Raw genomic sequence first — 16,404 nt, 5'->3', positions numbered from 1 at the left:
TGGTATAGGATGTTTAATTAACGGGTCGGGTCTTGAGGTTTTTTTTGTTTTGCTGATACTCGGTGGGGGTAGTGCCAAACTGTTTCAGGAAGTTACGCCCCAGGTGCGATTGCGAACTGTAACCCACCATGGCAGCTACTTCGTAGATCTTATAATCGCCATCTTCCAGCAGCTTGGCGGCAGCTTTTAGCCGGGTAATGTTGATGAGTTCGTTAATGGTGAGGTTGGATATGGCTTTTACCTTACGATATAAGGTAGGTTTGCTCATGTTCATTAAGCTGGCAATTTGCTCCACATCAAGCTCGGGGTTTTGGATGTTTTTGATGATGGCTGCGTTTAGCCGGTCCAGGAAGCTTTCATCGGGCTTGGAGTAAGCCATGGTATTGATACCGGCCAGCGGCGAACTGGCAAAATGCTCCCGTATCTTATTGCGGTTAATCAACAGGTTGGCTATCTGCACCTGTAAATGCTCGGGCGAGAAAGGCTTTTCGATATAGGCATCGGCACCTACTTCAAGCCCTTCTATTTTACTTTGCAGGGTATTTTTGGCTGTAAGCAGTATGATGGGGATGTGACTATGATCAAAGTTGGTCTTTATTTTTTTGCATAGTTCAAAGCCATCCATTACAGGCATCATCACATCGCTAATGATGAGCTGGATGTTCTCAATTTCAATCATATCCAGGGCTTCCTGACCGTTCAAAGCTTTAATGACCGAATATTTTTCGCTCAGGTCGTCCGAAATAAAATCGAGTATTTCGGGGTTATCATCCACTAAAAGTATAATTGGTTTCATAAAGTCAAAATCCTCCTCTTTGGTTTTATCAGTCAGTTCATAATCGTCGGGTATATTGTACAGATCAAATTCCTCATCCTGGTGTACCGGTAGGGTTAACAAAAATGTGTTCAGATCATCAATAGGTTTGCTAAGCACCAATACACCTTTATGCAGCCCGGTGAGGGAGCGTGAAAGAGAGAGCCCGATGCCGGTACCAATCTGTTTTTCAGACTCTTTGAGACGGAAGAAAGGTTCAAATATTTTCTCGCGCATTTCGTAAGGAACGATGTGCCCGTTATTCCTGATCTCAATAGAAAAGGTACCCTCATCAGGTTGAAGCTCCAATAATTCTACTTCAACCACCGAGCGGCCATATTTGATGGCGTTGTTGATGAGGTTGCTTATAATTTTGGTGAAAGCCTCAATATCCACATAAGCATACAAGTTTTTTGGGGGATGCTTAAATTCGTAATGAATATTTTTCTGTTCGGCCATGGGTTTGAACCTTAAAAAGGTATCGGCAAGCAATTCGGTGATATCCGTTTTAACAAAGCTGAGACTAAAACCATTGGTTTCGGTTTTTCGAAAATCAAGCAGTTGATTGGTCAGTTCCAACAAGCGATTGGTGTTTTTTTCCATGATCTGCAGGTTGTGCTGTATCTCCGGAACACTGCCTGCTTTCTTGATCACCTTTTCCATCGGCCCTTTTATCAAGGTAAGCGGGGTACGTATCTCATGGGCCACATTAGTAAAAAACTCTATTTTGGCATTATAGATCTGCTTTTCCTTATCGTTTTCCAGTATCTCGATAAGCCTTTTGTTCTTGTCGCGTGTTTTAATGTGGTATTGCTTAAGTAAGTAATATACAGCAAGTAATATCAATAACAGATAAATTATATAAGCCCAGATGCTTTCCCAGAAAGGAGGGGTTATAGTGATTTCGAGCCTTGCTTCTTTGGTTAACCATAAGCCATTGTTATTGGCTGCCTTAACAATAAAGGTGTAGTGCCCCGGCTGTAATTGGGTGAAATATACTTTACGGTTGGTTTTTAAAAAAGTCCAGTTCTTATCAAGACCCTTCATCATATATTTATACTGGGTCATCTCGGGCGAGGGATAACTCAATGCCGCGAAATCAATACTGAATGAGGACTGGTTATGATTTAGGCTGAGCTGTTTGGTACAGATGATTGACCGGTGTAGTAAAGAATCGCTGCCGTTAACGGAGATCTCCTGGTTGTGTACTTGTATACCGGTAATATAAACAGGCGCTACAAAATCATTTTTTTTAAATTGTGAAGGGTTAAAGCTAACCATGCCCCTTACACAACCAAAATACATAGTGCCATCAGTGTCCTCGAAGGCGGAGTTATAGTTAAACTGATCGCTTAACAAGCCACTAGCTTTTGTGTAGATTTTTATATTTCTGGTGGTGATGTTTAGGGACACAAGGCCACGGGTGGTGCTTATCCAAAGATTTTTTTCATTGTCTTCTAATATTCTGAAAACATAGTTACTTGGAAAACCATTGTTTAAGTTGTAAAATTTATAGCTTTTTTGAATTGGATTATAATTCCACAACCCCAAACCTTCAGTCGCAAACCACAATTGATGATCGCTATCCTCAAACAATCCGTTAACGGTACTGCTGTTGAGGGTATTTGTTATAGCATGTACATCATTTAGTTTGCTGCCCGTATCCTTAACCGGATCATAATAGTAAATACCATCATGTACTGTGCCCACCCAGATCTTGCCGCTATGATCTTCTGTAATGCAGTAAATAAAGTCATATGGCGGAACACCGTTAATTAGTGAGAAATCTTTTGTAGCGTTATTATATCTGTATAAGCCCCGGGTAGTGCCAACTAAAATTATACCCGAGCGCGTTTTACAAAAAGTAATTATGAAATTACTTTTCAACATGTTCCGGGCTTCGCCTGCCAGGTAATATCTTATGACTTTACCGCTTGGGATATCTAAAATATCAAGTCCACGTTCAAAGGTCCCGATAAACAACTCATTTCCGTTGGCCAGTAAACCATGTATGTTGGTATTTGATATGCTATTTCTAACACCCGGAGAGTAATGTGTCCAGGTTCGTTTGTTGGGGCTTAGTTTGTTCAGTCCATTATCTTCTGTCCCCATCCACAGGTTGCCGTATTGATCTTTACAAATTTCTCTGACTACATTACCCTGTAAACCAGTTTTATCTGAGCCTGGGTAAAACTTATTGAAGGTGGAGTATTGCTTGGGGTAATAATTCACTCCGCCAAAATAAGTGCCCGCCCAAAGCCCCCCTTCCGCGTCCTTGTAAACGGCATATACAGCATTATCAGATATGGAATAGGGGTCGTTAAAATGTTTTTTAAGGTTGATAAATGAGTTTTTTTGGGTATCGTAAATAAATACGCCCGATTCTGTAGCTATCCAAAATTCATGATCAGTATATCTCACGAAATCGCGCACATAAATTTCAGTTTTATTTGGATTGTAGGTCAGGAGATCTCGGTATCTTCCATTTGTACAGTCAAATTCTTTAAAACCCTGATTGGTCGTGCCTACAAATATCTTATTATCACCGGCCTCATATATTTTTTCGATAAAGTTTGAAGCTACGGGCCTGGAGTTTTTAAACATGCTATAGCTTGTAAACGAATGAGTTATGGTGTCTAACTTTTCCAGATTACCTATTGATGATGATACCCATACTGTACCATCAGTATTGATAGCTACGGAAGTGGCTTCAAAATGCTGGAATGATTTGTAATCTGATATTTTACCTGTTTTACCATTATATTTCATCAACAGAGGCCCGCCTACAAACCAGCAATTATTATTTTGATCATTTACTATACACCTAACTGCGTCGGTATTAGAAGCGTTTATATGTGTGAAGGTTTCGGTTTTAAAGTCATAACGATCAAGCCCCTGATCATTACCTACCCATAAATTTCCATCCTTGTCCAAACACAAAGCATGGATCATGTTGCTGGAAACGCTTTTTTTATCCTTGGTATCGTGTCTGAAAGTTTTAAAACTATATCCATCAAAACGGTTGAGCCCATCCTTGGTTCCGAGCCATAAAAAACCGCGTTTGTCCTGCACAATGCAGTAAACGGTATTGTTTGACAACCCCTGTTCTACCTGGTAATGTCTGAAATAGTACGATTGTGCACAGCAGATATTAAATGACAGGAGTAATAATAAAGAAGCTAAAAATACAGGTTTCAAAATCGTTCAATAAGCAAATATAACCATTCTCAGCAAGCGTTTTCGTTACGGTAAAAAATGATACGTTTTGACTAATAATTGATATGATTTGGTTAATAGGTGGGGCGAAAATGCTTTTTCTTTACGGTATAATTTAAATCTGTCAAACCTACATTTTTAAATTAAATACTTAACCAATTAAATAAATCATTTATGAGAAAATTTTTACTACTCAAACAAGTAGAGTATTTCCGCTTGCAATGGCCGCCCAATAAATGGGACCTAAAATTAGCATTAGTTGCTTTTTTCTTTATGTTTTACCTATTTACCCCGTTCTTCGCATCCGCGCAAAATAAATTCAGGATAAGCGGTACGGTAGCTGATACCACCGGCGAAATGCTTACCGGTGTTGCTATCCGTGTGCAAGGAACCCAGGCCGGTACAACAACCGACATTAAAGGGAAATTTACCCTCAATGTTCCCGATGCCAACAGTATTTTGGTTGTGAGTTATATTGGCTTTGTAACCGCCGAGATCCCGACTAATGGCAGGTCGGTTATTGCTATCCGTCTTAAATCAAATAACTCGTCGCTTCAGGAAGTGGTGGTAACGGGCTACGGCACGCAAAAAAGGGCCTCTATAACAGGTGCTATATCCAGCATAACCAGTAAGGATATTGAACGCGTGCATGGTGGTTCTACCGTTAGTACGGGTTTAGCAGGCAAAATACCTGGAGTAACCTTCAGACAATCAGAAGGGCGACCAGGTGCCAGCGCCAGCGTCCAGATCCGTAATATGGGTACGCCATTATACGTAATCGACGGAATTCAGCAGGATGAAGGGCAGTTTAATAACCTCGCACCCAATGATGTGGAAAGTATTTCGGTATTGAAAGATGCATCGGCGGCTATTTATGGTGTACGTGCTGGTAATGGTGTGGTAGTGGTAACCACAAAAAGAGGTTCTGGTGAAGGTCGCATTAATGTCGACTCTTACCTGGGATTCCAATCATGGGACAGGTTTCCAAACGTATTGACCAATTCCTACGATTATATGAAAGCTCTGGCCGCCGCACAGGTAATTACCAATGGTAGTACATCTATAACCGATGCCGAGCTGGCAAAGTATAAAGCAGGTACAGATCCCGGATACCAGAGCTTTAACTGGAAACCATTTGTTTTGGCAAATTCCGGCGCGCCGCTAAATTCGTTCCATGCCGATTTTACCGGGGGAAACGATCGGGTGACCTACTATGTAGCAGGAACCAGTTTATATCAAAATTCACCGGCTGGAGCCGAATATCTTTTCAGGCGTACCAATATTCAATCAAACGTAAAGGCAAGGGTAGCAGCCGGTCTTTCGGTGAGCATGAATATTAATGGTAGGATAGAAACACGTGAAAATCCAGGTGTTCCTGGTGGGGACGACTATTTCTTAGCAAAACTGGGAATCTTGGAAAATACCCCTTTAGATCGGCCTTATGCCAATGACAACCCAGCTTATTTGCGCGATAACGGTCCGCATACCGAAGCAAACTACGCGTTTTTAAATGATAAGCTTTCGGGTGTCTGGCACCAAGACTGGCGGGTATTACAAACTAATTTTGAAGCCGAGTATATTATCCCCGGGATAAAGGGCCTTACCGCAAAGTATGACTATTCGTATTACTATGCCGATGAGTTACTAAACAACCACGAGTATACTTACAACGCCTATACCTACAATCAACAAACCGGTAATTATGATATAACCCATGCTGTTACCAACCCATGGCGTGAGCGTGAGCAACGGAAAGAGCTTAGCACTACAACCCAGCTTCAGTTAAGCTATAATAACACGTTTGGTAAAAGCACTATTGGCGCTACGTTGGTTAACGAACGCATCCATAAAGAGCACTTGAGGAACTGGCTGCATGCTAACCCCATATCAAATAACCTGCCCCTGATCTATTTCCCAACTATGGATCAGTACCAGGATAGTGACGATTCAGAGGCTCGTATAGGTTATGTAGCCCGCTTAAATTATAACTATGATAATCGTTATTATTTAGAAGCATTGGGCAGAAGGGATGCATCCTATCTGTTTGACCCGGCTCACCGGGTAGGTTATTTCCCTGGAGTATCCGTAGGATGGAGGATCACCAATGAGGGTTTTATGAAAAAACTGCTGGGTGATAACAGTTTCCTGAATGATTTGAAATTCAGGGCATCATACGGTGTATTGGGTGATGACAGGAGCCCTTATGACGCGAGCGGAAATACACCTATTGTAACTCCATATGCTTATCTGTCTGGCTATAATTACGCAAATGGTGCCGCCGGTAACGTAGCTATATTGGATGGCAACCCGGTTTCAACATCAATTAATAAAGGTATCCCGGTTACTAATGTATCCTGGATGAAAAGTAAAATATTTAACGTAGGTGCCGATTTCAGTATGTTGAATAACAAGTTAACCGGTGCTATTGAGTATTTTAAAAGATCACGTACCGGCATTGTTGGAAACAATTATAGCGTAGTGCTGCCGAATGAAGTAGGCTTTGGTTTACCCGGCATCAATGAAAATACCGACTCGCAACGCGGCGCTGAAATATCCCTGGCTTATAACAACAGAATTGGCGAAGTAAGCTACAACATTGGCGGAAATTTCTCTTATAGCCGCAAAAAAACAGGGATTTTTGCTGATACTCCTTTTAGTAACTCTTTGGATGAGTACTTCCGCTCACAAAATAACCGTACCGCTAATATTTTCTGGGGATACCAGGTTATCGGACAATTTACCTCAGCCGACCAGATCAATGCTTATAAAATAAATGAAGACGGAAAAGGTAACAGCACCGTATTACCCGGCGATTTGATCTACAAAGATCAAAATGGCGATGGTAAAATTGACGGTAACGATACTCGCCCCATTGGTTATGGCCTGGGTGCGCAACCTAACATAAATTTTGGCTTTTCATTGGGTCTGGCTTATAAAGGTTTTGATTTTCACGCCGACTTCTCTGGTGGTTCTGGTTATTCATGGAGCCAAAACTGGGAATCGAGATGGGCTTTCCAGAATAATGGCAACTTAAATACCATTTTCCTGGATAGCTGGCACCTGAGCAACCCTAATGATGTGAACAGTACCTGGGTGTCTGGTAAATACCCGGTGAACCGGAACAATGTGGGCACTAATCATTATGACTACTCTGCAAACTCTACTTTCTGGTTACACAATGTGAAATATTTACGGGCCAGGACAATTGAAATAGGTTACTCGTTACCCAAAGACCTGTTAGCGAAGGTGAAAATTAAAAGGGCGAGATTCTACGCCAACGTATACAACCTGTTTTCTATAGATAACCTGCGTCAGTATGGAGTTGACCCGGAGGTTAATGACGATAACGGTTTGCAAACGCCGCAAAGCAGGGTTTACAACTTTGGTGTTAACCTAACCTTTTAATAAAAACATTAAGTAAAATATTCAATGAAACCATCATGAGCTGCCGCTCAAAAAACAAAATAAATATAGCTCCTGATAGCTTCATTGCCCTTAAAAAACAAATTGTTCTAATGAAAAAGATATTCACAATAGCAATGATTTCGGTACTGATAAGCGCGGAATCATGCAAAAAAGATAGCGATTTTTTAAATGTGCCGCCAAAATCAGTGGTCACTACCGATGTGGTTTTTTCAGATCCGGCACTGGTATTATCTGTATTGGGCGATCTGTATAACCGGGTGCTTGACTTTTCGAGCCTGGATAACGGCTGGACAACCTTTGCCGATTTTGGAGAATCATTCCCTTCAGATAATGGACAATACGGCTTTGTGCAAAACCGATCATGGGATTATGGCACCTGGGGTACCTGGGATTACGGGTATGTACGCGACCTTAACTTGTTTATTGATAATGTAACCGCTTCCACCAAACTGTTAGCCGCTGACAAAAGCCGTTTCCTGGCCGAAGGGCGTTTTTTACGTGCCACCTACTACTTTGAAATGGTTAAAAGAATGGGCGGTGTTCCTTTGATCACCCAAACACTTACTTATGATAATAGCGGTAATGTAATCGGCTTACAATTTCCACGTTCCAAAGAATCTGATATCTATGATTTTGTGATCAGCGAAGCCGAAGCGATCAAAGGTTTATTACCCTCAGATCCAACTGAAAAATCAAGAGCCACCAAAGCAGCGGCCCTGGCTATGGAAGCAAGAGCTGCCTTATATGCAGGCTCTATCGCAAAATACGGTGCCACAACACCGCAGGTTTCCTTATCCGGTGGTGAGGTTGGTATTCCATCAAGCATGGCTTCAGGCTACTATACCAAAGCCCTGGCCGCGGCAAAAGAGATCATCAGCGGCTCTGCCGGATCATATAAATTATACCAGGTACTGCCCAATCTCTCCGACAATTTTGCCGCTATATTTTTAGATAAAAGCAGCGTAAACCAGGAATCAATTTGGGTGGAGGATTTCAAAGCTCTCGCCGGTAAAGTACATTCATTTACTACTAATGATCAACCTTATTCCGTATCAGACGAGGCTTCGGATGCCGGTCGTTTAGATCCTTCCTTAAACCTGGTGCAGTCATTTGAAAAACTGGATAACACCTTTGCACCGATAGCTACTAAAGACGGGGCAGGCAACCCGATCTATTATGCAGATCAGCAGGATCCGTTTGCGGGTAGGGATGCCCGTTTAGCCGGTACCGTAATGCTGCCGCACTTTTTCTGGAAAACAGCATACATCGATATATGGGGTGGTTATCTGTTATCTAACGGTAATATCATCAGCAGCGACGATGCTACACACTATGCCGCGCTGCCCGGTAGCTCTGAGCAGGTACAGGTTGTAGGTAAAGATGGTCCTACACCAACCGGCGAACCGTTACGTACTCAAACCGGTTTTTATGTCCGTAAGTATCTTGACCCAGCAACGGGATCTGGTCGCAGGGGGCGTCAAAGCGATGTTAACTTTATCCGTTACCGTTATGCCGAGGTTCTATTAAATGCCGCGGAAGCCGCTTTCGAATTAGGGCAAACCAGTGATGCTACGCTTTATATGAACCAGGTAAGGGCCCGTGCAGGTTTAACCACACCTCTAACTGCCGGTGATATCACTTTTGATCGTATAGTTCATGAGCGCCGTGCGGAGCTTTCATTTGAAGGGCATGTACTGTTTGATATGAAACGCTGGAGAATAGCCACCAAAGTTTGGGATGGCAATCCGGAAAGTTTAAACGACCTAACCAGCAATATCAGCTCGGCAACAAAAAGAAACACACAGCCATGGGGCCTGTATCCTTATAAATATTATAGTCCGGGTAGCCCGAATGATGGCAAATGGGTATTCAGGGAGGTTTTACCATCGCCGGTAACTGGTGTTCTTAATTTCAGGTTGGGTAATTACTATTCACAAATTAACGATGGTATTATATCTGCCAATCCAAAAATTAAGAGACAACCAAATCAATAAGTCAATTATTATAATTCAAAGATCATGAAAATCAAATTTCATCACATAGCCCTATTTATCCTCCTACTTTCGGCCGCGGGCTGTAAACTGGATAATGTTAAACCGCCCTCGGTTAAGTTGAACGGGCAGTTAATGTACAAAGGCTCGCCCATTGGTGTGGAGTATAACCAGGTTCCTTTTCAGCTTTATCAAACAGGTTATAAAGGTAATACGCCTATCAGCGGTACATTTGACCAGGATGGCAGTTACTCTGTATTAACCTTCAACGGTAATTACAAATTCACCATTCCGGGCGGACAGGGACCTTTTCAATGGAAAGAGCTTCCATCCGGAGGAAGGGATACGATCAATATCGCCCTGAATGGCGACCAAACCGTAAACATTGAGGTGACTCCTTATTATATGATCAGGAACGCGCAATTAACTGCTGCCAGCGGTAAGATCACGGCCAACTTTAGCATCGAAAAAGTGATCACAGATGCCTCCGCAAAGAACATACAAACGGTAAGTTTATTTGTAAACAAAACCCAGTTTGTATCGCCAGGTGACCACGCGGCAGAAGCTGATCTGGATGGCGGAGCCATTACCGATCCTGCTAATGTATCTTTAAACGTGGCTATACCTTCATTCCCGGTAACGCAAAACTATGTTTATGCCCGTGTTGGCATCCGGATAGCCGGGGTAGAGGACATGATATTTTCGCCGGTAGTTAAAGTATCTTATTAATTACAATTTAAAGGGGCCATACTTAGCAATGGCCCCTTATCTTTATCAAATAAATCTTAATTCCATATACCATTACACATCATCCCTGATGAAAAAACTGAATTTTTGCTTATCTCTTTTAATTTCCGCTTCCCTGTCGGCCGGTGCACAGCAAAGCGACTGGCATTTGATTAAGGACAGGATCACCACGCCCTGGGCCGAAAAAGTTGACCCGAAAGGACCTTTGCCGGAGTATCCACGACCGCAATTGGTACGCCCCAACTGGCAAAACCTGAATGGTTTGTGGGACTATGCTATAGTACCTAAAGCAATAGCAGGCCCCGCTAAATATGAGGGAAAGATACTGGTACCTTTTGCTGTCGAATCGGCATTATCTGGGGTGGGCAAAACAGTAGGCAAGGATAGTATGCTGTGGTATAAAACAAGTATAACCCTTAATAAAACCATCAAAGGAAAAGACATTTTACTGCACTTTGGTGCGGTAGACTGGCGCACCGAAGTATTTGTTAACGGCAAAAGTGCCGGAATACACGAAGGCGGTTTCGATCCCTTTACCTTCAATATAACTCCTTATTTAAAAGGTGGTTCGAAACAGGAAATTAAAGTAAGCGTTTGGGATCCAACGGATGATGGTCCGCAGCCGCGCGGCAAACAGGTTAAAAAGCCTGAGGGGATCTGGTATACTCCGGTTACCGGGATCTGGCAAACCGTTTGGTTGGAGAGTGTAGCCAAAACGCATATTGAAGCGACCAAACAAACACCCAATATTGACGATCACACCCTTTCGGTTTCGGCCGAAGTTACCAATAGCCAGCCTGGTGATCAATTAAAGATTAGCGCCTGGGACGGTCAGACACAGGTTGATGAAAAGATTGTGGATGCCGGTGCAACCGCTGTGCTGGATATTAAGAATGAGAAACTATGGTCGACTACAGATCCTTTTCTGTATGATCTTCGGGTAGCGCTTATCAGGAATAATAAACCGGTTGACGAAGTGAAAAGCTATTTCGCCATGCGCAAGATCTCATTAGGTACCGATGCTAATGGTGTACAGCGTATGCTACTGAATAACAAATTCGTATTTGAATACGGCCCGCTTGACCAGGGCTGGTGGCCCGATGGTTTATACACCCCGCCAACTTATGAGGCCATGAGCTTTGACATTGATAAGCTGAAGGCAATGGGCTTTAATATGATCCGTAAGCACATCAAGGTTGAACCTGCCCGTTACTATGCTTATTGCGATAAAATCGGCATGCTGCTTTGGCAGGATATGCCCAGTGGCGATTTAGGTAATCATTGGGAAAACCGCCCCGGTGTGTATGACCGTGCCACAGATCAGCAACGTACGCCCGAATCTGAGGGTTATTACCGCAAAGAATGGAACGCCATCATCAACGCCTTATACAACTACCCGTGCATTGTAGTTTGGACGCCCTTTAACGAAGCCTGGGGCCAGTTTAAAACGGTGGAGATCACCGAATGGACAATGAAAAAAGACCCATCCCGCCTGGTGAACAGCGCCAGCGGTGGTAATTTTTATGCTACCGGTAATATTGTCGACTTACATAACTACCCACACCCTGCTATGCCTCGTGCCGAGATCTTTGGTAAAACGCAGGCCGTAGTATTGGGTGAGTTTGGCGGCTTAGGCTGGCCAGTGGAAGGCCATACCTGGCAGGCTAATAAAAACTGGGGATATCAGAATTTTAAGAATGGCGATGATCTGTTTAAAAAATATGCTTCGTTTACTGATAGGTTGCAGGAGTTGATCAAATTAGGTCTTTCAGCCGCGGTATACACGCAAACTACCGATGTGGAGGGTGAAGTAAACGGTTTTATGACCTATGATCGTAAAGTGATTAAAATGCCTGTTGAATCACTGCAAAAAGTGAATAGCAAACTGTACGATCCATCTTTAGTAAAATAAATAACGCTGATTATGCGCTTTAAAAATAAGATTAATATTATTAAAACAAGTTTTTGCCTCACCACAGCTTTAGTATGCTCATATATGGCGGCTACAGCCCAAACAGGCGTGAAAGCTTCCACTATAACCAAGATTGATAACGGGAAGACTAATGCCTTCTACATAAATAACCGCGTACCACTGAACAGGCAATATTTTACCAAGTTGCCTGTGGGCAGTATCAAAGCGGGTGGCTGGCTCAAGAAAGCATTGGAATTGCAGCGAGATGGTTTGACCGGCAACCTCGGCGAGATCAGTATCTGGCTTTCCAAAACAAACAATGCCTGGCTGAACAAAGAAGGTAAAGGCGAATACGGTTGGGAGGAATTGCCGTACTGGTTAAAAGGTTACGCCGATATCGGTTACATGCTGAACGATAAAAAGATGATTGCCGAGGCTAAGTTCTGGATAGATGCGGTGCTGGATAACCAACGGGATAGCGGCGATTTCGGTCCGGCGAGGATGAATAAAGGCAACCGCGATCTGTGGACGAACATGCCGATGCTGTGGTGCCTGCAATCGTATTATGAATACAGTAAAGATCCGCGGGTTATACCCTTTATGACCAAGTATTTTAAATACGAACTATCCATACCCGATGATTATTTTTTAGAGGATTATTGGGAAAACAGCCGCGGCGGTGATAACATGCTCAGTGTATACTGGTTGTATAACCGTACCGGCGATAAATTTCTGCTTGATCTGGCTGCCAAACTCGATAAGAATACCGCCAACTGGCGCCAGGCCAACACCCTGCCCAACTGGCATAACGTAAATGTGGCGCAGTGCTTCCGCGAACCGGCAACCTATTACCTGCAAAGCCATGATCCTAAAGATCTGGCTGCCACGTATAACGATTTTAAACTCATCCGCACAATCTATGGGCAAGTACCCGGTGGAATGTTCGGCGCCGATGAAAACGCCCGCAAAGGTTATGACGATCCGCGCCAGGCCGTTGAAACCTGTGGTATGGTAGAGCAAATGACATCAGACCAAATGTTGCTGGGCTCGACAGGTGATGCCTTTTGGGCTGAGAACTGCGAAGATGTGGCTTTCAATACTTTCTCTGCTGCTTTTATGCCAGATTACCGTTCGCTGCGTTACCTAACCGCTCCCAATATGGTAGTGAGTGACAGTAAAGATCATCACCCGGGTATCTCCAACGAAGGCCCGTTTTTGATGATGAACCCATTCAGCAGCCGCTGCTGCCAGCACAACCATGCCGCCGGCTGGGTTTACTATGCTGAGAATAGCTGGATGGCTACGCCGGATAATGGCCTTGCCGTGCAGTTGTATACTCAGGGACAGGTAAATGCCAAAGTAGGTAATGATACACCGGTAAATCTCACAGAAACTACTAAATATCCTTTTGAAGACCAGGTGAATTTTACGGTTAATACATCCAGATCGGTAAGCTTTCCGCTTTATCTGCGTATCCCGGAATGGTGCAAGGCAGCGGCTGTAAAAGTAAACGGTGTTTCTGTAGCAGTAAATACCTCTACAGGTAATTATATAAAGCTGGCCAAAACCTGGAAAAATGGTGATAAAATAACCTTGCATCTACCTATGCAACTAAAAGTGCGCCAGTGGGCAGCCAATAAGAATAGTGTGAGCGTAAATTACGGTCCGCTTACTTATTCGTTAAAGATTGACGAGCAATATACCAAGCAGGATGGCCGTAAATCAACCCAGGGCGATTCGCACTGGCAAGCCACTGCTGATCCGCAGAAATGGCCATCGTATGAAATTCATCCGGCATCTGCCTGGAATTATGGTTTAGTGATAGATGAACAACATCCTGAAAAATCTATCAAGGTGATTCGTCGCAGCTGGCCAAAGGACGATAATCCATTTACCAACACCAACGCGCCCATCGAACTCAAAGCAAAAGGTAAACAAATTCCCGGCTGGGCTATAGATCAATATGGTCTTTGTGGTGTACTGCCCCAAAGCCCGGTAAAAACGGATAAGCCTTTGTCTGAACTGACATTAGTGCCTATGGGTGGGGCAAGGTTAAGGATTTCCTCATTCCCGGTTTTGGAGTAATATTTTGAATAGAAAATAATGAAATTGAAGGGTTTTATAACATTATTAGTTCTGGTTTTGCTGTCTGTAGCACAACTTAAGGCTCAAAACTCAGTATCTACAACACATCAGCCGCCATCGCCGCTTTACCGCGACCCGATCTATGATGGTGCGGCTGATCCGGTATTGGCTTATAATCATGCCGAAAAAGAATGGACAATGATGTATACTCAGCGCCGGGCCAATGTTCAGTCGCAGGGTGTGGCATATTGTTATGGCTCCGCAATAGGGGTAGCCACTTCTAAAGATCACGGTCATACCTGGGTTTACAAAGGCGCGCTGAAGTTGGAATTTGAACAGGGGCAGAATACCTTTTGGGCACCCGATATTATTTATGAAAGGGGCATCTATCACATGTTTGTAGTTTATATTCGCGGGGTCTATAGTCAATGGGGGGGCGACGCGCACCTGATACACTATACCAGCAAGAATTTATGGGATTGGAAATATGCCGGGCTGCTAAATCTTCCCGATCATAACATCATCGACCCTACACTTACCAAACTACCTGATGGCAAATGGTATATGTGGTACAAAGATCAGAAACTGGGTAGCATCACCATGACTGCCGAAAGTAACGACCTGATCAACTGGAAAGTTGCTGATAAGCCGGCCATTGATGGCAAGGCACATGAGGGCCCCAAAATATTCAGGTTCAGAAACTATTACTGGATGATCACCGACGAATGGCACGGCCAGCGGGTTTATCGTTCCAATGACGCCAAAACCTGGGAGCGCCAGGGACTGGTACTGGATACGCCAGGTCATCGCAAGGAGGATACGCCAACAGGAGCCCATGCCGATGTGGTTGTATCTAATGATCATGCCTATATTATTTACTTTACCCATCCAGGTCGCAAAACGCATCAGGATGATGGTGGTTTAGATAAGGATGGCGCATATTCTTATTCCACCAAGCGTACCTCCATACATGCTGCCGAGCTGGAATTTAGTAACGGTACACTTGTTTGCGACAGAGATAAACCATTTAATTTTTGGCTTGACGATATTAAATAACGGTCATGAAACAAACGTTTACCTGCTTGATTCTTCTGTTTGTTCCGTTGGTGTCGATGGGGCAGGCAGCCATCGTTTGGGATCAATCATCACTAAAAAAGATCGCGCCACTATCCAAAAGCAGGGATGCTAATTATGCCCGAATGATACAGCTGCATAATGGTAACTTGTTATGTGTATATGAAAGCAATGGTGGGGTGGAGTGTACGCAAAGTCATGATCTGGGCAAAACCTGGCTTAACCCGGTTGTGATAGCTTCTGCAGTTGCTGGCGTAAATATGGCTGTACCCGATATCCTGGAGCTGAGAGATCATTCCCTGCTGATATCCTATAATCCCCGGCCTCACAAAATAAATGGCAACTGGGATACTACTAAACACTTTGCTATCCGAACTAAAAAGAGCTATGATCAGGGCAAGACATGGCAGGATGAGCGGCTCATATACGAGGCCAGTTATCAATTTGAGGACGGCTGCTGGGAGCCATCACAAATACAGTTACCCAACGGCGAAATACAGTTGTACTTCTCTAACGAAGGGGTTTATACCCACTCCAATGAGCAAAATATCTCCATTTTCCGGTCGCATGATAACGGCCTAACATGGACTAAACAACCTGAAATAGTTTCTTTTACACCCGGTCATCGCGATGGTATGCCCATCCCCATTATCCTGAAAGGGACAAAAGAGATCTTGTTTTCTATTGAAGACAATGCCGGCCGACAGTTTAAGCCATCCATCATCCGTAATAGTTTTAGTCAAAACTGGCGAAAAACGGTTGGTGCAAATGACCCTGAGCGCAGCTATGCCTTAACACCTAAACTCCCTGATACCGTTTATGCCGGTGCGCCTTATTTGCGCCAGCTACCGGGCGGACAAACGGTTTTATCGTACCAAAGCACTTTTGGCAGGAACGGCAATTGGGAGCTGGCCTGTATGCAGGTTGCTGTAGGCAATAGTAAGGGTGAGGACTTTGTAAATACAGCTACGCCTTTTAATGTCCCGCTAAATAAACACGGCTTGTGGAATTCATTGTGCGTACTTCAAGATGGTACCATCATAGCCCTTACCTCAACAGATGCCTATACTAATTACACAGCTATCTGGATGATCAAAGGACATTTAGCCAAAGAACAACTTATTAAATAACCATATTAC

Annotated in this window: 8 protein-coding genes; 7 read left to right on the top strand and 1 reads right to left on the bottom strand. The window is 43.6% G+C overall.

The window, feature by feature from the left end:
- Positions 1-13: 13 nt before the first annotated feature.
- Positions 14-4,012: a hybrid sensor histidine kinase/response regulator transcription factor gene (locus BLR84_RS12000; protein WP_255366922.1), complete on the bottom strand. Its 3,999-nt coding sequence runs from the start codon at positions 4,010-4,012 to the stop codon at positions 14-16.
- Between the two features lie 192 nt (positions 4,013-4,204).
- Here BLR84_RS12000 and BLR84_RS11995 point away from each other — a divergent pair, with 192 nt between their 5' ends.
- From BLR84_RS11995 to BLR84_RS11965, 7 genes are all read left to right on the top strand, one after another.
- Entirely contained in the window at positions 4,205-7,435 is a 3,231-nt protein-coding gene (locus BLR84_RS11995; protein ID WP_090468211.1) for a SusC/RagA family TonB-linked outer membrane protein, read from the top strand.
- A 110-nt stretch (positions 7,436-7,545) separates the two neighbouring features.
- A complete protein-coding gene (locus tag BLR84_RS11990; RefSeq protein ID WP_090469251.1) occupies positions 7,546-9,450 on the top strand; it encodes a RagB/SusD family nutrient uptake outer membrane protein in 1,905 nt (634 codons plus the stop codon).
- 24 nt (positions 9,451-9,474) lie between these two features.
- Positions 9,475-10,176, top strand: coding sequence for a DUF3823 domain-containing protein (locus BLR84_RS11985; protein WP_090468209.1), 702 nt, complete (start codon positions 9,475-9,477; stop codon positions 10,174-10,176).
- An 88-nt stretch (positions 10,177-10,264) separates the two neighbouring features.
- Positions 10,265-12,106 (top strand): glycoside hydrolase family 2 protein, encoded by a 1,842-nt coding sequence (locus tag BLR84_RS11980; protein WP_090469248.1) that lies wholly within the window; start codon positions 10,265-10,267, stop codon positions 12,104-12,106.
- An 84-nt stretch (positions 12,107-12,190) separates the two neighbouring features.
- Positions 12,191-14,191: a beta-L-arabinofuranosidase domain-containing protein gene (locus tag BLR84_RS11975; RefSeq protein ID WP_176852043.1), complete on the top strand. Its 2,001-nt coding sequence runs from the start codon at positions 12,191-12,193 to the stop codon at positions 14,189-14,191.
- An 18-nt stretch (positions 14,192-14,209) separates the two neighbouring features.
- Positions 14,210-15,247, top strand: a complete 1,038-nt coding sequence (locus tag BLR84_RS11970; protein WP_090468205.1) for a family 43 glycosylhydrolase — start codon at positions 14,210-14,212, stop codon at positions 15,245-15,247.
- A 5-nt stretch (positions 15,248-15,252) separates the two neighbouring features.
- Positions 15,253-16,395, top strand: coding sequence for a sialidase family protein (locus tag BLR84_RS11965; protein ID WP_090468204.1), 1,143 nt, complete (start codon positions 15,253-15,255; stop codon positions 16,393-16,395).
- Positions 16,396-16,404: the final 9 nt, after the last annotated feature.

The organism is Mucilaginibacter sp. OK268, from assembly GCF_900103125.1.
GTDB lineage: Bacteria > Bacteroidota > Bacteroidia > Sphingobacteriales > Sphingobacteriaceae > Mucilaginibacter.
This window is presented reverse-complemented; position numbering and strand designations above follow the sequence as displayed.